Genomic DNA, 18,709 nt, shown 5'->3' on the forward strand with positions numbered 1-18,709 from the left:
GATCAGTTACCGCCTTCCGGCATCTTGGCCGCGCCCTTGATCAGGTCGCGGGTGGCCAGGTCGAAGGAGTTGACGAGGAAGTCCACGTCGGTGTCGTCCAGCACGGCGGGCGGGGTGAACCGCACCACCGAGCTGCCGTTCATGGAGTGGTTGGCGACCACGCCGTGGTTGAACAGCTCGATCAGCAGCTCGCCGGCGAGGCCCGCCTCGACCAGCTCGACGCCGATGAGCAGGCCCCGGCCGCGCACGTCCACCACCAGCTCGGGGATGTTGCGCCGGGCGACCTCCGCGATCCGCGGCAGCAGCCGGGCGCCGAGGTCCATGGCCCGGGTGACCAGGCGCTCCTCCTTCACGGCCCGGATCGCGCCCTGCACGGCGGCCATCAGCACCGGCTGCCCGGAGAAGGTGGCGGTGTGGACGTAGGGGTCCTTGTCGAAGGGGCGGAACGCCTTGCGGGTGGCGACGGCCGCCGACACCGGCATCACCCCGCCGCCGAGCGCCTTGCCGGTGAGCAGGACGTCCGGGACGACGCCCTCGATGTCGGCGCCCCACCACTCGCCGAGCCGCCCGAACCCGGACTGCACCTCGTCGAGGATCAGGAAGCCGTCGTACTCACGGACCAGCTCCTCGACCCGCTTCAGGTAGCCCTTCGGCGGGACGATCACCCCGCCCTCGCCCTGCACCGGCTCCAGGATCACGCACACCTCGCCCGGGTGGGCCCTCAGCTCGGCCTCCAGGGCGTCGGCGTCGCCGTACGGCAGGTGCTGGAAGTCGGGGACGAGCGGGCGGAACGGCGCCTGGTAGACGTCCTTGGCGGTCGCCGACAGCGCGCCCAGGGTCTTGCCGTGGTAGCCGCCGCGCATCGAGACGGTCCGCTTGCGGCCGCCCGCGCGGGCCAGCTTCAGCCCCGTCTCGACCGCCTCGGCGCCGGACAGCGCGAAGTGCACGCGGTCGAGACCGGGAGGCAGCACGGAGACCAGCGCCTCGGCGGCGCGGGCCACCGTCGGCTCCAGCAGGATGCGGGTCGCGGTGGGGTGGGTGCGCAGCTGGCGCTCCACCTCCTCCATGACGATCGGGTGCCGGGCGCCCATGATGAACACGCCGTAGCCGCCCGCGTTCAGGAAGCGCTCACCGTCACTGGTGGTGAGCCAGGCGCCCTCGGACGCCACCTCCATATGACTGCCGAACAACTCGGCAAGCGTGGCCCGGCCCTTGCTGAGGTGGGCGCGGTAGAGATTGAGGATCTCGGCCTCATCTTCGACGGCCGGGGCCGCCTGGGATTCCTGGATTACGGTCACGGTCACTGACTCCAAAAGAGGGTGGAAAAGCGCGCCCCAAAGGGGCGCGGGGAACTGCGCGATCAACCACAACGAACCCGCAGCCGCGAACGGAGCTCATCCGACCGAGCTCTACGCCAAAACCAACGGCCCCCCGCCGAAGTACGCGAGCAACGGCTCCGACGCGGCGATACGCGACGGCGGATGAAAGGCCAGTGCTCGAGTAGCGGCAGCGGCCTGCGCGGAGGCAGAGTTGCTGATGAACTCCAGCCCCCCCAGCAGTTCCAGCGCCCGCCCCACGATGTCCGGCAGCGCGTTCTGCACGGCGTACCGGGCGACCAGCACCCGCGCCACCGACTCCTCGTCACCCGGCTCGGGACCCGTGCCGCGGGCCACGCCCTCCAGCAGAGCCAGCGCGGCCTCCATGTCGACGGCGAGCGCCGCCCGCTCCTCCGCGCCGCCCCGCTTGCGCTCCAGCACCTGCTCCACCAGCGCGGCGGCGGCGCCGGCGTACCCGCCGGAGATCAGCATCTCGAACCAGACGAACCCGGCCGACTGCAGGTCGTCCAGGCGGGTCGGGTCGTCGTCGCCGGCCCGTACGACCATCTCGGCCGGGACGAACACGTCCTCCAGCCGCACCTCGTCGCTCTCCGCGCCCGCCAGCAGGTCGTTGGCCCAGAACGGGTGCACGGACAGACCGGGCGCGTCGGCGGGCACGATCGCCAGGGCCAGCTCCGGCTCGCCGCCGTCCTCGCCGTGGATCGCGATGGACGCGGTCAGCAGGCTCATCGAACGGGACAGGCTGCACGGCTTCTTCGCGCCGGACAGCAGGAACCCGCCCTCCACCGGGCGTGCGGTGACGGCCGGCTTGAGGATGTTCTGCGCGGTACGGCCCTCGGCCCAGCCGGACGCCATCACCTGCTGCTCCGGCACGATCCGGTGCAGCAGCTCGGTCTGCGCGGCGGTGAGCCGGCCCGACTTCACCGCGAGCGAGTACAGCATGGCCGCGGTGAAGTGGTGCATGGACACCGCCGCGACGAGGGAGGGGGAAAGGGCGCCCAGGGCCAGCTGCACCCGCAGCGCCTCCAGCGGGGCCGCGCCGTGGCCGCCGTAGGTCTCGGGGATGAGCAGGCCGACCCCGCCGTGGATGCGGAAGAGGTCGATCACGGGGCTGCCGGGCCGCTCGCGCTCGGCGTACGGGATCTGCTCCAGCTCCTTGAGCAGTCCGGGGTGGAACCGCTCGCAGACGGTCCGGGCGGCATCGAGGGAACGCACGGGAAACCTCCGCAGGTCGGGGTGTGGTCAGGCGCCGAAGACCGCGTCGTACGGGCTCACGTCGCGGGCGATGCTGACTCCCTGCACATGGGAGGTCTTGAGCATCGGGTAGTTGGCCTCGCCGAAGGCGCCGCCGGTGCGGCCGGTGCCGCCGTGGCTCGGCAGGTACGGCAGGAAGCCGATGTGGGAGTCGTTGACCTTCAGCAGGCCGCCGTTGACCGTGCGCCGCACGAAGGTCTCCACGACGTGGTCCGAGCGGGACCACAGGGAGTTGCGCAGCCCGTAGTCGTTGCCGTTGACGAACTGCAGGAACGCTTCCAGGAGGGCGTCGTCGTTGTCGCGTTCGGCGACCACGATCGGGATCAGCGGGAAGAAGGTCTCCTCGCGGACCACGTCGTACGTCCGCGCCCGGTCAAGGCCGTCCACCCGCACCACCGTCGGCTGGAGGAACACGCCCGTCTCCGAGACCGTGCCGTCCAGCTCGGTGCGGTGCCCGCCGGTCACCAGCTCGGCGCCGTTGTCCAGGGCCTGCCGCAGCAGCCGGAAGAACCGTTCGCTGCGCCTGACCGGTGACAGCAGCACGTCCTCCTCCTCGGGCAGGCCCGGCCGGATGCCCTTGACCTGCTCCTTCACCTCGGCGATCAGCGCCTCGGCGACATCGGGGTGGACGAGGACGTAGTTGGGCACCATGCAGATCTGCCCGGAGCCGTAGAAGGCCTCCGTGATCGCCTCGGCCGCCCACTTCACGTCGGCGTCCTTCCACACCACGATGCCGTCGTTGCCGGCGAGCTCGAGGATGGGCTTCTTGCCGTGCGCCACGCAGCTCTGCTCGAAGCGCAGGCCCTCCTGGCTGCCGCCGATGTAGAAGATGTCGTTGATCAGGGGGTCGGCGATCCAGCGGTCCATGGTCTGCTTCGGGTTGGAGCACACCGCGTTGAGCACCCCGGCCGGCGCGTCGGCCTCCTCCAGCAGCGGGGCGACGACGTCCCGCAGCAGCCACATCGTGGACAGCGCGATGCTGCGCGGCGCCCGCACCACCACCGCGTTGCCGGCCATCAGCGCCAGCACGCACAGGGCGGCGCTCGGCAGCGGGGCGTTCTGCGGCGGGTTGAAGGCGACCACGCCGTCCGGCTGGCGGTGCAGGATCAGCTTGCGGCCGTTGTACTCCTTCTCCACCCGCATCTGCTTCAGGTACCAGCGCAGGGAACCGGGAGCGTAGATCTGCAGCAGGCAGCTCAGCTCCCAGCGGGCGAGCTTCACCGGGTGGGACTCGGCGACCAGCATGCGCAGGAACTCGTCCTGGTGCTTGATCAGTTCCTCGCGGAAGCGGGTGCCCAGCCGCATCCGCCGCTCCAGCGGTACGGCCGCCCAGTCGGGGGCGGCAGCGGCGGCGGCCTGGGTGGCCAGGTCGATGGCGGAGTCGTCCGCGATCGCGCAGCGGCCGACGACATAGGGATGCCGCGCCGCCTCGGACTCCGGGTCCTGTTCGAGGGAGCGCTTCAGACTCACGCTGGTGAACACGTCTTCCAGCAGGGAGCGCCCGCTGACGGTGTAGACCCAGCCGTCGCCGGCCACGTCCTTGCCCGCGATGTAGAGGTCGTAGCTCTTCAATCCGGAAGGTGCCTCAGCACTCTCCTCCTGCGCGGCTTCGCGAAGCATCTTCAGCCTTTCGGATATGGCGTGTGGATTTCTTGAAGCAAGGCGAGCCTGGCAGCGGAATCTGACCCCGCGCTGACGCCCGACTGACCGGCCCGATCCGGCCAACTGCCTTGCGGGAAGCCGTCAGTGGGGTGTCAGGCGGCGCTGCTTGCATGAGCCGCATGCCACCTGTCGACAGCACGAGCCGGCGCCTGCGCGAGCTGCCGCGCAGCGAACTCGCCGAAGAAATCGAGTCAATCGTCCTCGGGAAATTCAAAGCCGTTCTGCTCATGGACGATTCCGAGGATCTCCCGCTCGACGTCAGCTATTTCGATCTCGGCCTCACCTCGCTGCGGCTGACCGAGATACGGCAGAGCCTGGAACAGCTCCTGGATCTGTCGATCAACGTCAGCGTGCTCTTCAACGAGCCGACGATCGCCCATCTCGTGGACCACCTGACCCAGGCCATCAAGGAAGCTTGAGGAGTCGCTCCCATGCCGCGTACGGAGACAGAGCAGGCGCCCGAGCCGGTCGCGATCGTCGGAATCGGTCTGCGGTTCCCCGGCGGCAGCGGCTCGCCCGACGAGTTCGACGCCTTCCTGCGGGAGGGCAGGAGCGGGATCGGCCCGATCCCCCGGGACCGCTGGGACGTCGAGGCGTTCACCCCCGAGGGCCCCGACGACAAGGGCAAGATCATCGCCTCGGCCGGCGGGTTCCTGGACCGCATCGACCTGTTCGACGCGGGCTTCTTCAACATCTCCCCGAAGGAAGCCCGGTACATGGACCCCCAGCAGCGGCTGCTGCTGGAGACCGCCTGGCAGGCCCTGGAACACGCCGGCATCGACCCGGCCCCGCTGCGCCGCGGCAACGGCGGCGTCTACATCGGCGCCAGCTCCATCGACTACGCCCTGGAGCTGGACTCACTGCCCTACGAGGAGCTGGACGGCCATCTGGCCTCCGGCATCACCATGTTCCCGCTGTCGGGCAGGCTGTCGTACTTCCTGGGCTGGCGCGGCCCGAGCATGAGCGTCGACACCGCCTGCTCCTCCTCCCTGGTCGCCCTGCACCTCGCCGTGCAGGCCCTGCGCGGGGGCGAGACCGACATCGCGCTGTGCGGCGGCGTCAACGCCCTGCACCACCCGCGCATCCCGGTGATGTTCTCCAACGCCCAGATGCTCGCCCCGGACGGGCGGTGCAAGACCTTCGACGAGTCCGCCGACGGCTACGCGCGCGCCGAGGGCTGCGGCATCGTCGTCCTCAAGCGGCTCACCGACGCCGAGCGCGACGGCGACCGGATCCTCGCCCTGGTGCGCGGCACGGCCGTCGGCCAGGACGGCGACAGCGCCGGGCTCACCGTGCCCAACGGCCCCGCCCAGGAGAAGGTCATCCGCAGCGCGCTCACCGCCGCCCACCTCGGCCCCGAGGACATCCAGTACGTCGAGGCGCACGGCACCGGCACCCCGCTCGGCGACCCCATCGAGTTCGGCGCCATCGGGGACGTCTTCGTGGACTCCCACACCAAGGACCGCCCGGTGCTGGTCGGTTCGGTGAAGACCAACCTCGGCCACATGGAACCGGCCTCCGGCATCGTCGGCGTCATCAAGACCGTGCTCCAGCTGCGCTCCGGCACGATCTACCCGCACCTCAACCTGGAGACGCCCTCCGGACGCATCCCCTGGGACCTCTACCCGCTGCGGGTGCCCACCGCCTGCGAGCCGTGGGACGCCGGGGTGAGGCGGGCGGTCGTCAACAGCTTCGGGTTCGCCGGCACCATCGGCGCGGTGGTGCTGGAGCAGGCACCCGAGCCGCGGCCTGTCGGTGAGGACGGCGAGGGAGCCGCTCCGCTGTTCACCCTGTCGGCGAAGAACTCCGCCGCCCTGCGGGAACTGGCCGCCGAGTACCGGAAGTTGCTCGAGGACCGGCCCGGGATCTCCGTCGCCGCGCTCTGCCACAGCGCCAACACCACGCGCGCCCATCACCCGTACCGGGTCGCCGCCCCGGTCGCCGACCGCGCCGCGCTCGCCAGTCTCCTGGACCGCACCGCCGGGTCCGAGCACGAGGGCCCGGCCGGCATCCGCAAGACCGCGTTCCTGTTCACCGGCCAGGGCTCCCAGTACGCCGGCATGGGCGCCGCCCTCTACGAGGCCTTCCCGGTCTTCCGCGCCCACGTGGACGAGTGCGACGAGCTCTTCGCCGCCCATCTCGGGCGTTCCGTACGTGAGTTGCTGCTCGGCACGGCCGCCGACCCCGAGGCGGTCGACCGCACCGAGTACACCCAGCCCGCCCTGTTCACCCTGGAGTACGCCCTCGCCCAGCAGTGGATGGCCTGGGGCGCGAGGCCGAACGTGCTCCTCGGGCACAGCATCGGCGAGGTCGTCGCAGCTGCCGTCGCCGGGCTGTTCGAGCTGCCCGACGCCGTCCGGCTGGTCGCCGCCCGCGCCCGGCTGATGCAGGCCGTCCGCACCGAGGGCGGGATGGCCGCCGTCACCGCCGCGGTCGAGGAGGTGGCGCCCCTGCTGGAAGGCCGCGCGGACCTGGCGCTGGCGGGGATCAACGCCCCCGACCAGACGGTGATCTCCGGCGCCACGGCAGCCCTCGACGAGGTCGCCGGCATCCTCACCGGCAAGGGCGTGCGCGTCGAGCGCCTCAAGGTCTCCCACGCCTTCCACTCGCCGCTGATGGCCGAGGTGTACGACGACTTCCGCGCCGCCCTCGACGGCATCACCTTCCACGAGCCGAAGATCAGCATCGTCTCCAACGTCACCGGACGGCTCGCCCGCTTCCGCGAGATCGGCGACGCCGACTACTGGGTGCGCCACATCGGCGAACCCGTACGCTTCCTCGACGGCATCCGGGCCGTCGCCAAGCGCGGCCGGCACGCCCTGATCGAGATCGGCCCGCAGGCCGGCCTGACCGCGCTGGCCCGGCGGAGCGTCACGGTCGAGGACCACCTGTGGCTCGCCAGCCTGCGCCGCCGCGACACCACGACCGCGACCACCCTCACCGCGCTCGCCGACTACTACACGGCCGGGCTCACCGTCTCCTGGACCGGCTACCACGCCGGACACCCCGCGCCCGCCCGCGTGGACCTGCCGACGTACGCCTTCCAGCGCAAGCGCTACTGGCTGCCCACCGTCACCCCGCGCCGCTCCGCCGCGAACGGCAGTGCACGGCATCCACTGCTCGGCATCGAGGAGCGGTTCGCCAGCGGGGTACGGGAGTTCACCGCGGAGTTCACCGCCGAGGAGCTGGGCGCGCTCGCCGACCTCGCCGACGGCGGCCGTACCGTGCTGCCGGCCGGCGCCTACGTCGACCTGCTGCTCGCGGTGCAGGACGCGGTGCAGGGCCACGCCCGTTCCGCCGTCCGCGACCTGAGGCTGCTCGCCCCGCTGGAGCTGCCCGCCGAGACCGTGACCGCGCTGACCACGCGCTGGCGGCCCCGGCACGGCGGCGGCGCCGAGGTGGAGGTGTTCACGGTCGTCGGCGGCGAGGAGAACCTGCACGCCACCGCCGTCGTCGCCGCCGAACCCGAACCCCTCGTCCCCGTCTCGGAGTTGGCCGAGCTGGACGCCACGCTGGCGCCGGCCGCCCAGCACATCGACGACGAGGACATCTACACGGACCTCGCCTCCGTGGGCCGCCCCCAGGGCCCGCGCATGCGCCTGCTGCTGCGCGCCGCCCGGCACGGCGATGCAGTGCCCCGGCAGGCAACGTCCGCCCCGTCGCGACGCCCGGCACGCACTCTCGCCGCACCGGCCGAAAGCCCAAGTACGTCCAGTACGAGGGCTTCCGGCCGGCACGCCGACAGCACGCACCGGACGCCGCTCCTTGATGGGCAAACGCTGCCTGCCGGGGCACTGGTCACCGGCGAGCTCACCGGCCGTGACGCCACCGCCGTCGAGCACGTTCCGGCCGAGCTGCTGGAGGCCGCCGTCCAGGCGCTGGTCGTCCTGGACCCCGAGGGCCCGGTGTTCGTGCCGCGCGAGATCGCGGCCGTACGGCACTTCCGCAAGCCCCGCGGCGAGATGCTGCGGGTCCTCGCCCGGGTGCGCGGCGAACAGGACCGGCGGCTGGCCGACGTGCTGCTGCTGGAGAACGGCGAACCGGTCGCCGAGCTGCTCGGCGTGCGCATGGCCCGCCCCGAGGGCCGCGCCGGGCGCCGCCAGTTCCTGCACCGGCCCGACTGGGTGCGCCGCGCCCTGCCGGCCGAGGAGCACACCGCGGCCCGGCATGTGGTCCTGCTCGACCCGTCCGCCGCCCGCGCCGCCGACCTCGCCGCCGAGCCCGGTCTGAAGGTGACCTGGCTGACCGACCTCACCGACCTCAAGGCCGCCCTGGAGGACCCCACCGTCACCGATGTCTGCCGGCTGTGGCGGCAGCGCCCCGAGCCGATGTCCGCCGAGCGGCTGCGCGCCGAGTGCGAGGACAACTACCGCGAACTCCTTGCGCTCGTCGGTGCGTTGGAGAACGCGGCCCGGCCGCCCCGGCTGTGGCTGGTCACCGAGGGCGCCCAGTGGCTGCCCGGCGACCCGGCCGGCGACGGCGGCCACCTCGGCGCCGCCACCCTGTGGGGCTTCGGCCGGGTGCTGCTCACCGAGTACCCGCAGTACCGGGCCACCCTGGTCGACCTGGCCCCCGGCAGCGGCCTCGCCCCGCTCGCCGAGGAGTGGCGGGCCGAGCCGCCCGGCGAGTACCAGGTCGCCCACCGGCCCGGCCGCCGCTACGTCCGCCGGCTGCTCGCCGGTGACACCACGCTGACCTGGACCGGCGGTTTCGAACTGCGCGCCCCCGACTCCGGCGACCTCTCCGACCTGGCCCTCGCCCCGGTCGCCGACCGTGCGCCGGGGGCCGGCGAGGTCCAGGTCCGCGTGCACACCGTCGGCCTCACCGCCGAGGACGCCCGCACTGCCCTGGACACCGGCCGGGCCGAGCGCGCCGAGGAGGCCGCGGAGGAGGAACCGCCTCCGGTACTGGGACAGTTGGCGCGCGGTAGGGTCCTCGCCACCGCCGGCGGCACCGGATTCGCGCCGGGCGACGAGGTGCTCGTACGGCATGACGGCACCTTCCGTGCCACGCTCACCGTGCCCGCCCCGGCCGTCGTCCACGACACCGGCTCCGACGACACCGCCCCGCACTTCCGGCTCGACGAGACCGGCGAGGCCCTGCGCACCGCCCTCGCCGACCCCGCCGGCCGGGCCTGGGTCATCCTGCCCGAGGATCCGGCGGAGCAGCAGCCGGACGGGGTGCTTCTGTCGGAGGGCCGGGCCGAGGAGCAGCCGGACGGGGTGCTCCTGTCGGAGGGCCGGGTCGCATCGCAGCTGGACGCGGTGATCCCGGCGGAGGGGCGGGCCGAGCCGCAGCGGTACGTGGTCGAGGAGGGGCCCGCCGGGCTTCGCGCCGACCGGACCTACCTGGTCACCGGCGGTCTCGGCGGACTCGGCCTGGTCACCGCCCGCAAGCTGGCCGCCCTCGGCGCCCGGCACCTGACCCTGGTCAGCCGCAGCGGCCGGGCCACCGACGAGGCCTCGGCGCTCCTCGCCGACCTCGCCGCCGACGCCGAGATCGACGTCGTACGCGCCGACATCTCCCGCCCGCAGGACGTGCGGCGGCTCGTCCGGCAGCTCGCGGCCGGCCCGTACCCCGTCGGCGGGATCGTGCACGCCGCCGGCTCCTACGACAAGAAGCTCATCTCCGAGCTGACCTGGGAGTCCATCGACGCCCAGCTCGCCGCTAAGGCCTACGGCGGCTGGCTGCTGCACGAGGCCGCCGAGGAGTCCTTCCCGGAGCTGGAGTTCTTCGTCACCTACTCCTCCATCGCCTCCGTCCTCGGCGGCGCCACCCAGGGCCACTACGCCGCCGCCAGCGCCGCCCTCGACGCCCTCGCCGAGTGGCGCGGAAGGCGCGGGATGCCGGGCCTGTCGGTGAACTGGGGCGCCTGGGCCCGGGTCGGCATGTCCGCCCGGCTGGAGGAGCACCTCAGCCAGGAGATCGAACGCAGCGGCGTCCGCTTCTTCTCCCCGACCCGCGCCCTGGACACCCTCGCCCGGCTCTGGGGCCGCCCCCGCACCCAGCGGATCGTCGGCGAGTTCGACTGGGACCGCTATGTCTCCGGCAGCGTCACCGGTGACCTGTTCTACGACCGGCTCGCCCGCCGGACCACGGACGAGGACGGCACCGGCCTCGACCTCCGCGCGCTGACCGCGCTGCCGGAGGCGGACCGGCTCGCCGCCGTCACCTGTGTGGTCCGCGAGAAGGTCGCCGCCGTCCTGCACCTGGAGGAGGGCGACGAACTCGACGCGACCGCCGAGTTCGTGTCGCTGGGCCTGGACTCCCTGATGGCCCAGCAGGTCAAGGCCGCGCTGGAGCAGGCGTTCCGGCTGCCCCTGCCGGCCTCGCTCACCCACGACCACCCCACGGTCCGCGCGCTGGCCCGGTTCGTCGACGGGCAGCTCGCCTGAGGCAGCGTGAACAGCAAGGGACGGGAAGACGAGATGACCGACATACCCACGGAGCGCTGGACGCTCCACCACTCCGCCCGTGCCCACGCCGGCAGCCGCCCGGACCACCCGGCGATCGTCTGCGAGGGCCGCGTCACCACCTACGACAAGCTCCACCGGGACAGCAACCGGGCCGCGCACGCCCTGCACACGAGCGGTGTGCGGCGCGGCGACCGGGTCGCCTACCTGGGCCGGGAGTCCGCGAACTACTACCTCGTGATGATCGCCTGCGCCAAGGCCGGCGCGGTCCTGGTCCCGGTCAACTGGCGGCTCACCCCGAACGAGGTCGACCACATCCTGCGCGACTCCGGCGCCGCGCTGATCTTCGTGGACGACGAGTTCTGGGACACCGTCGCCACCGTCCGCCACCAACTGCGCGGACTGCGGCGGGTGATCCGCGTCGACGGCACCGACGCCGACGGCGAACCCGCGCGCGGCGCCGGCGTGCTCGCCTGGGCGGCCGACCAGCCCGAGACCGACCCCACGCCCGGTACCGGCCCGGACGACGCGGTGATCCAGATCTACACCAGCGGCACCACCGGCCTGCCCAAGGGGGCCGTCCTCGCCCACCGCAGCTTCTTCACGCTGCCGCACGCGAGCCGCGCCGAGGGCGTCGACTGGATCGACTGGCGGCCCGAGGACGTGGCACTGATCTCCCTGCCGGGCTTCGGCGTGGCCGGCATCGGCTGGTTCCTGCACACCTTCAACGCGGGCGGCACCAATGTGATCATGCCGCAGTTCGACCCGCAGGAGGCCGTACGCCTCATCCGCACCCACCGCGTGACGACCACCTTCGCCGCACCGGCGATGCTCCAGGCGATGGCCGCCGAACGCGAGGCCGGACCCGAGGCGTTCGGCTCGCTCCGCAAGATCGCGTACGGCGCCGCCCCCATGTCCGAGACCCTGCTCAAGCAGTGCCTGGAGACCTACCGCTGCGAGTTCGCCCAGATCTACGCCAGCACCGAGACCGGCAGTGTGGCGGTGTGCCTCCCGCCGGACGCCCACCACCCCGGCAGCACCAGGCTGACCTCGGTGGGCCGGCCCTGCCCCGGCACCGGGATCAAGGTCATCGGCCCCGACGGCGAGAGCCTGCCGCCCGGCGCCGTCGGCCAGATCTGCGTCCGCACCCCCTCCCGGATGCTCGGCTACTGGAACCTGCCCGAGGCCACGGCCCGCACCCTGGTGGGGGAGTGGCTGCACATGGGCGACGCCGGTTACCTCGACGAGGACGGCTACCTCCACCTGTGCGACCGCATCAACGACACGATCATCGTCGCCGGGCAGAACATCTACCCGGCGGAGGTCGAGAAGGCCCTCGCCGCGCACCCCGCGGTGGCCGACGCGGCGGTGGTCGGCCTGCCCGACGACCGCTGGGGCGAGAGCGTGCACGCGGTGGTGGTGCTCAAGGCCGGCGCGAGGGTGACACCCCGGGAACTCCTGCTGTCCCTGCGGGGCCGCATCGCCGACTACAAGATCCCGGGCACGTACCACTTCACGGACTCCCTCCCGCGCAACCCCTCGGGGAAGATCCTGCGCCGCGCGGTGCGGGAACAGCTGACGGCACCGGCCAGGGACGTACTCGGGAGCACAGTGTGACTTCACCACGGATCGGCATCCTCCTGCCCACCCGCGAGCAGGCCATCAACGGCGCCTACGCCGCCGCCCCCCTGCTCGACTTCGCCCGCCGGGCGGAAGCGCTCGGGTTCGACTCGCTGTGGGCCGGGGACTCACTGACCGCCCGCCCCCGCCTCGATCCCCTGGTCGTGCTGTCGGCCGCGGCGGCGGCCACCACCCGCATCACCGTCGGCACCGCCGCCCTCACCCCCGCCCTGCGCCATCCCCTCGTCGGCGCCAACATGGTCGCGAGCCTCAGCCATGTCGCCGCCGGCCGACTGGTCCTCGGGCTCGGTTCGGGCTTCCCGATGGCCGAGACCGAGGAGGAGTTCGCCTCCGTCGGCGCCTCCTTCCAGGGCCGGGTCGGCCGCCTGGACGAGATCACCGCGCTGTGGCGCACGGCCTGGCGCTCCGGTGAGGAAGGCGAACCCACGGAATTCGAGGGCAGGTTCTGGCAGGCGGAGAACCTCGACCGCCTCCCCTCGCCCGCGATCCCCGGCGGCCCGCCCCTCTGGCTCGCGGGCAGCGACACCCCCAAGGTCCTCGCCCGCGCCGCGACCCGCTACGACGGCTGGCTGCCCTTCCTGCCCGACGTCGAGGCCTATGCCCGCGCCCGCTGGCGCCTCGCCGAAATCGCCGCCGAGACCGGCCGCACGGTCACCCCAGCGCTGTACGCCACGGTCACCGTGAACAGCGACGAGCGTGCCGCGAGGACCGAGCTGGAGCACTACATCAGCCACTACTACGGCCGCTCCCTGGAGCAGATGAGCAGCATCCAGGCCTACGCCTGGGGCAGCGCCGAGAAGTGCGCCGAGTGGCTCGGCGGGTACGTCCGGGCCGGCGCCCGGCATCTGGTCGTACGGATCGGATCCCTGGACCCCGAGCCGCAGTTGAAGGAGATCGCCGAGGTGCTGCTGCCCGCGGTACGCGCCCTCGGCCCGTCCACCACCGTTGGGAGTACGCCGTCGTGACCACCGCCATCGGCACCGTAGGCAGCCAGATGTCCAGCGAGGGGCACTGGTTCCACCCCGTGGAGCCCTCGCCCGACGCCTCGATCCGGCTGTTCCTGCTGCCCCACGCGGGCAGCGGCGCCATCATCTACCGTGACTGGGAACGCCTGCTGCCCCCGGACATCGCCCCCCAGGCCGTCACCCTGCCCGGCCGTCACAACCGCCGGGAGGAGCCCACGTACGAGGAGTTCTGGCCGCTGCTCGACGCCCTGCACGAGGCCGTGCTGAACGACCTGGACGAGCGGCCGTTCGCCCTCTTCGGGCACTGCCTCGGCGCCCAGCTGGCGTTCCGGCTGGCCATCCGCATGCAGGAGGAGGGCGGACCGGCGCCGGTCATGGTCGGCATGTCCGGCTGGTCACCCGAGGGCTTCTTCCAGCCGACCGAGGAACAGAGCCGGATGCCGGAGCCCGAACTCGTCGAATGGATCAAGAAGTTGGGCTCCTTCCCGGCGGAGATCTACGACAACCCCGAGATGCTCGCCCTGGTCGTGCCCGCGCTCCGCGCCGATCTGCGCGTCGCCGCCCAGTACGAGGACGACGGCAAGGGCGTCAGCTGCCCGCTCGCCTCCTACGGCGGCCGCAGCGACCCGCTCCAGGAGACCCCGGACGCCATGACCCACTGGGCCGGCCGCACCCCCTCCTACCTCGGCCACAACGAGTACGAGGGCGGCCACTTCTACATCGACACCCACGCCCAGGCCGTCACCGCGCACTTCGCACACCGGCTCCAGCGGCTGGCCGCGGCCTCGGCGCGCTGACCGCCGAGGGTCCGTGTCAGCGCCGTGTCAGCGGGGCGCGAGAAAGTGACAGGCGGCCAGCCGACACGGCGTCCGTCGGTCCCTCGCCGACGCCCAGCCGAGGCCACCCAACCGAGAGAGAAGCAGCAGCATGCGATTCGACAAAGACCTCTTCGTCGCGTCGGCCGGATCCTGGCTGCCGGACACTGTCACCGTGCGGCAGGCCACCGCGGACGGCCTCGTCGACGAGGAGCACCAGAACCTCGGCTTCGAGCACATCGCCGTCTCCGACGAACTGTCCGGCCCCGAGATGGCCGTGCGCGCCGGCCGGCTCGCCCTCGAACGGTCCGGCGTCGCACCCCAGGACGTCGGTCTCGTCCTGCACTCCTCCGGCAGCTACCAGGGCCACGACATGTGGCCCGCCGCGGCCTACGTCGCCAACGAGACCGTCGGCCGCGCCGCCCCCGGCTTCGACCTCCAGCAGCGCTGCAACGCCGCGCTGGGCTCGCTGAGCCTGGCCGCCGGCTACATCGGCTCCGGACTTGCCACCGAGGTGCTGATGACCACCGGCGACCGGTTTGCCGCGCCCTGGGTCGACCGCTGGAACGTCCAGCTCAATCTGATCTTCGCGGACGGCGGCACCGCGCTGATGTTGTCCGGGCGCGGGGGGTTCGCCCGGCTGCTGGCGGCGACCATCGGCGCCGACAACTCGCTGGAGCGGTGGAACCGCGGACTCGAACCCTTCGGCATCCGACCCGGTGCCGAGGTGCGGCTGATCGAACGCGGCATGCAGCACGCGGCGACCAAGGAGGCGGAGGGCTCCTGGGAGCGCTACGAGGCCGCCCTCATGGCCACCACCTCGCGCGTCCTGGCCGAGGCCGGGGTGACGACCGAGGACATCTCGCGCGTGGTCACCCCGCACGTCCACCGCAACAAGACGCCCGAGAACTACGACCTGCTGGGCTTCACGGAGAAACAGAGCACCTGGGAGGTCGGCCGCAGGTACGGGCACATCGGCCCCGGTGACCAGTTCCTCGGCATCGAGCACCTCGTCCTGGAGCGTGCCGTCGGACCGGGCGACCTCGTCCTGGTCGTCGCGGCGGGCGCGGGCTTCAGCTTCTCCGCAGCCGTGCTGGAGATCCTGCACGTCCCGTCCTGGTGACGGGCGGGGCGGCTCCAGGGCACCACACCGACCGAAGAAAGGAACGGCCCCATGGCCTTACAAGAACCCCGGGAAGCCGCCCCGGAGCAGAACGGGAACCCGACCGGCGCGAGCGGACAGAGCGCACCGCCGGCCGTCGCCCAGCAGGAGTCCGCGGCCCCGCACTGGGCGATGCTGCCGATCATCCTGATCGGCACCTTCGTCATCACCCTCGACGTCTTCATCGTCAACGTGGCCATCCCGGCCACTCAGCGGGACCTGCACGCCAGTTCGTCCGCCGTGGAGTTCATCGTCGCGGGGTACGCGCTCGCGTACGCGGCCGGATTGATCACCGGTGGCCGGCTCGGCGACCTCTACGGCCGCCGGCGGCTGTTCTTGATCGGCGTGGCGCTGTTCACCCTCTCCTCGGCCTGGGCCGGCAGCGCGCCCACGGCCGGGCAGCTGGTGGCGGCCCGCATCGCCCAGGGACTCGCCTCCGCGCTGATGGGCCCGCAGGTCCTCGCCATCATCGGGGTCGTCTACAGCGGCCCCGCCCGGATCCGCGCGTTCAACGCCTTCGGTCTGACGATGGGCCTCGCCGGTGTGTTCGGCCAGCTGATCGGCGGTCTGCTGATCCACGCCGACATCGCCGGACTCAGCTGGCGCACCTGCTTCCTGGTCAACGTGCCGATCGGCATCGCCGCGCTGATCTTCGCCCCGCGCGTGGTCCCGGAGTCCAAGGCGCAGGGCAGGTCCCGGCTGGACCCGATCGGCATGGTGCTGGTCTCCGCCGGGCTGGTCGCCGTCGTGCTGCCGCTCGCCGAGGGCCAGCAGAAGGGCTGGCCGCTGTGGACGTGGGAGTGCCTGGCCGCCTCTCCCGTGCTGCTCGCCGTCTTCGCCTGGTACCAGCGGCGGCTCGCGGCGGCGGCCCGCGGCCCGCTCGTCAACCCGGTGCTGTTCCGCCAGCGTTCCTTCACGCTCGGCGTGATCACGGCCGTCGTCTACTACTCGGGGATGGCGTCCTTCTTCCTCGTGCTTGCGCTCTACCTCCAGCAGGGCTGTGGGCTGAGCGCGCTGGAGTCCGGCCTGGTCTTCCTGCCGCTCGGTGTGGGCTTCCTCGCCACCTCGCTGACGGCCAAGCAGATCGCCGCCGCGCTCGGCCGGCAGACCCTCGCGGTCGGCGCGCTGGTGCTGACGGCCGGACTGGTCGGGCTGTACGCCGCGGTGGAGCACATCGGCACCCACGGTCCCGTCGCCTGGCTGGTGCCGGGCCTGCTGATCGGCGGCGCGGGCATGGCCATGGTGATGGCACCGCTGGCCACCGTGGCCCTCGCGGGCACCGACCCGCGCTACGCGGGCGCGGCCTCCGGCGTGCTGTCCACGGCCAACCAGGTCGGTGGCGCCGTCGGCGTGGCTGTGGTCGGCGTGGTCTTCTACCACGTCCTCGACCACGGCACCGGCCCGGACGCCTTCGCCGACGCCTTCCGGGCGAGCGTCTACCTCCTGGTGCCATTTGCGCTCGCCGTGGCCGCGCTGGTCCAGCTGCTCCCGCGCCTTGAGAAGGCCCCGACGTCCTGAGCCGCGCGGCCACCGGCACCGTCCCGCGCGTCCGCCGTCCGGCCGCCGGCAGCACGCACCCAAGAGGAGTGTCATCCATGACCACCGAAGCGGAACTGACCGGCAGCGCGGCCGCGGTCGCACCGCCACCGGACATCGCGGAGGCCGAGGGCAAGCCCGCCTGGGGTGCGCTCTGGGTCGTGCTGGCCGGTCTGTTCATCGCCAACGTCGACTTCTTCATCGTCAACGTGGCCATCCCGTCGCTTCAGCGGAACATGCACGCGACCAGCGCCGAGATCCAGATGGTGGCCGCGACCTTCAACATCGGGCTGTCCGCCATGCTCATCACCGGCGGTCGGCTCGGCGACCTCTACGGCCGCCGGAAGGTCTTCTCCATCGGCCTGGCCCTGTTCACGCTCTCCTCGCTGGTCTGCGGCATCGCCCCGAACATGGCCGAGCTGATCGCGGCGCGCGCGGTGCAGGGCGCCGCGGCGGCGCTGGTCATCCCGCAGGTCCTCGGCATCCTGACCACGGCGTACGCGGGCAAGGCCCGGGCTGCCGCGTTCAACGCCTACGGCATCACCATGGGCGCCTCGGCCGTGTTCGGGCAGCTGATCGGCGGTCTGCTGATCAAGGCCGACGTCTTCGGCTGGGACTGGCGGACCATCTTCCTGATCAACGCGCCGATCGGCGCCGTGGGCCTGCTGCTCACGCCGAGGGTGGTGCCCGAGTCTCGGGCCGAGGGCCGTACCGGCCTCGACTGGACCGGCGTGATCCTGGTGACCGCGGGCCTCACCGCCATCGTCCTGCCGCTGGTCCAGGGGCGCGAGGAGGGTTGGCCGACCTGGACCTGGGAGAGCCTGGTCGCGGCAGTGCCGCTGCTGGCCCTGTTCTGGTTGGCCCAGCGCCGCAAGGCCGCCCAGGAGAAGTCGCCGCTGGTCCACCCGAGCCTGTTCGAGGACCGGGCGTTCGGCGTCGGCGTCGTCTCCCTGCTGGTGTTCTTCGCCGCGATGGCCTCCTTCTTCCTGGTTCTCGCGTTGTACCTGCAGGAGGGCCGCGGCCGGTCCGCGCTCCAGTCCGGGCTGCTGTTCATCCCGCTCGGCCTCGGCTTCTTCATCGGCTCCGTCCAGGCGCCGAAGGCCGCGGCCAGGCTGGGCAAGCAGGTCCTGACGGTCGGCGCGCTGGTCCAGGCGGTCGGCAACATCGCGCTCGCCGCCACCGCGTGGGAGCTGGGCGGCAGCGGCGCCGTCGCCTGGTGCATCCCAGCCATGGTGGTCGCCGGCTTCGGCATGGGCTTCGTCGTCGCCCCGCTCGCCTCGTTGGTCCTGGAGGGCGTCACCCCGCACCACGCGGCCGCCGCCTCCGGTGTCTTCTCCACGGCTCAGGAGATGGGCAACGCCATCGGCATCGCGGTGATCGGCGTTGTCTTCTTCGGCGTGGCCGGCCACCGCGTCACGGCCCACTCCTACGCCCACGCCCTCGGCGCCGGCCTGCTGGTCCAGGCGGGGATCTGCGTGGTGGTGGCACTGCTGGTGCAGCTGCTGCCGAGGAAGGCGGAGGATTCCTGAGCTTTTTCCGACAACCCCAGCCCTGGCGGGCACGCGAGATGACGCTCCGCGTGCCCGTTCGTCATGCGGTACAAAACCGGAGGATTCTGTTTCAGAACCATACTCGTTGCCTATGCCGCGCTCCTGCCTCTACGCTTCACGGACGCCTACGCGTCGCTACGCGAGGAACCCCCGCAGAAGGTGCGCATCGCGCACACGCGGCGGCGAGGCTGGCTGGTCACCCGGCACGCGGACGTGCGCCAGGTGCCCAACGACAACCGCTTCGGCGCCGACGACCAAAGACCCGGCTCGACCGATGGCTGACCGGCACTCCGCCCGGCGGCACCCGCACCTCCCGCTTCGAAGCCCTCATACTCGCCGCCTGACAACCCAATGCCGCCTGACAACCCAATTCG

Annotated in this window: 12 protein-coding genes; 9 read left to right on the top strand and 3 right to left on the bottom strand. The window is 72.2% G+C overall.

Annotated elements, in window-relative coordinates:
- Positions 1-2 precede the first annotated feature (2 nt).
- From ACWC2T_RS21605 to ACWC2T_RS21615, 3 genes are all read right to left on the bottom strand, one after another.
- Entirely contained in the window at positions 3-1,298 is a 1,296-nt protein-coding gene (locus ACWC2T_RS21605; RefSeq protein WP_450671963.1) for an aspartate aminotransferase family protein, read from the bottom strand.
- Between the two features lie 111 nt (positions 1,299-1,409).
- Entirely contained in the window at positions 1,410-2,552 is a 1,143-nt protein-coding gene (locus ACWC2T_RS21610) for an acyl-CoA dehydrogenase (protein ID WP_450671964.1), read from the bottom strand.
- Positions 2,553-2,579: 27 nt separating this feature from the next.
- Positions 2,580-4,211 (bottom strand): aldehyde dehydrogenase family protein, encoded by a 1,632-nt coding sequence (locus ACWC2T_RS21615; protein WP_450671965.1) that lies wholly within the window; start codon positions 4,209-4,211, stop codon positions 2,580-2,582.
- Positions 4,212-4,372: 161 nt separating this feature from the next.
- On the opposite strand from ACWC2T_RS21615, the gene ACWC2T_RS21620 reads away from it, so the two are divergent.
- The 9 genes from ACWC2T_RS21620 (at position 4,373) to ACWC2T_RS21660 (ending at position 18,617) form a co-directional block, all read left to right on the top strand.
- Positions 4,373-4,672: an acyl carrier protein gene (locus tag ACWC2T_RS21620; protein ID WP_351211026.1), complete on the top strand. Its 300-nt coding sequence runs from the start codon at positions 4,373-4,375 to the stop codon at positions 4,670-4,672.
- Positions 4,673-4,684: 12 nt separating this feature from the next.
- The gene (locus ACWC2T_RS21625; RefSeq protein WP_450671966.1) at positions 4,685-10,648 is read left to right on the top strand and encodes an SDR family oxidoreductase; all 5,964 of its coding nucleotides are present in this window, start codon (positions 4,685-4,687) and stop codon (positions 10,646-10,648) included.
- A 33-nt stretch (positions 10,649-10,681) separates the two neighbouring features.
- Positions 10,682-12,283: a fatty acid--CoA ligase gene (locus tag ACWC2T_RS21630; RefSeq protein ID WP_450671967.1), complete on the top strand. Its 1,602-nt coding sequence runs from the start codon at positions 10,682-10,684 to the stop codon at positions 12,281-12,283.
- Positions 12,280-13,272 (top strand): LLM class flavin-dependent oxidoreductase, encoded by a 993-nt coding sequence (locus tag ACWC2T_RS21635; RefSeq protein WP_450671968.1) that lies wholly within the window; start codon positions 12,280-12,282, stop codon positions 13,270-13,272. Before ACWC2T_RS21630 ends, ACWC2T_RS21635 begins: the two co-directional genes overlap by 4 nt.
- Positions 13,273-13,301: 29 nt before the next feature.
- Positions 13,302-14,069, top strand: coding sequence for a thioesterase II family protein (locus tag ACWC2T_RS21640; protein ID WP_450672002.1), 768 nt, complete (start codon positions 13,302-13,304; stop codon positions 14,067-14,069).
- A 130-nt stretch (positions 14,070-14,199) separates the two neighbouring features.
- Positions 14,200-15,210 (top strand): ketoacyl-ACP synthase III family protein, encoded by a 1,011-nt coding sequence (locus ACWC2T_RS21645; protein WP_450671969.1) that lies wholly within the window; start codon positions 14,200-14,202, stop codon positions 15,208-15,210.
- Between the two features lie 51 nt (positions 15,211-15,261).
- Positions 15,262-16,767, top strand: coding sequence for an MFS transporter (locus tag ACWC2T_RS21650; RefSeq protein ID WP_450671970.1), 1,506 nt, complete (start codon positions 15,262-15,264; stop codon positions 16,765-16,767).
- Positions 16,768-16,844: 77 nt separating this feature from the next.
- Positions 16,845-18,314, top strand: a complete 1,470-nt coding sequence (locus ACWC2T_RS21655; RefSeq protein WP_450671971.1) for an MFS transporter — start codon at positions 16,845-16,847, stop codon at positions 18,312-18,314.
- Between the two features lie 180 nt (positions 18,315-18,494).
- Complete coding sequence (locus ACWC2T_RS21660; protein ID WP_450671972.1) at positions 18,495-18,617, top strand: hypothetical protein; 123 nt, start codon at positions 18,495-18,497, stop codon at positions 18,615-18,617.
- Positions 18,618-18,709 lie beyond the last annotated feature (92 nt).

The sequence above is a fragment of the Streptomyces sp. NPDC001393 genome, from assembly GCF_053597455.1.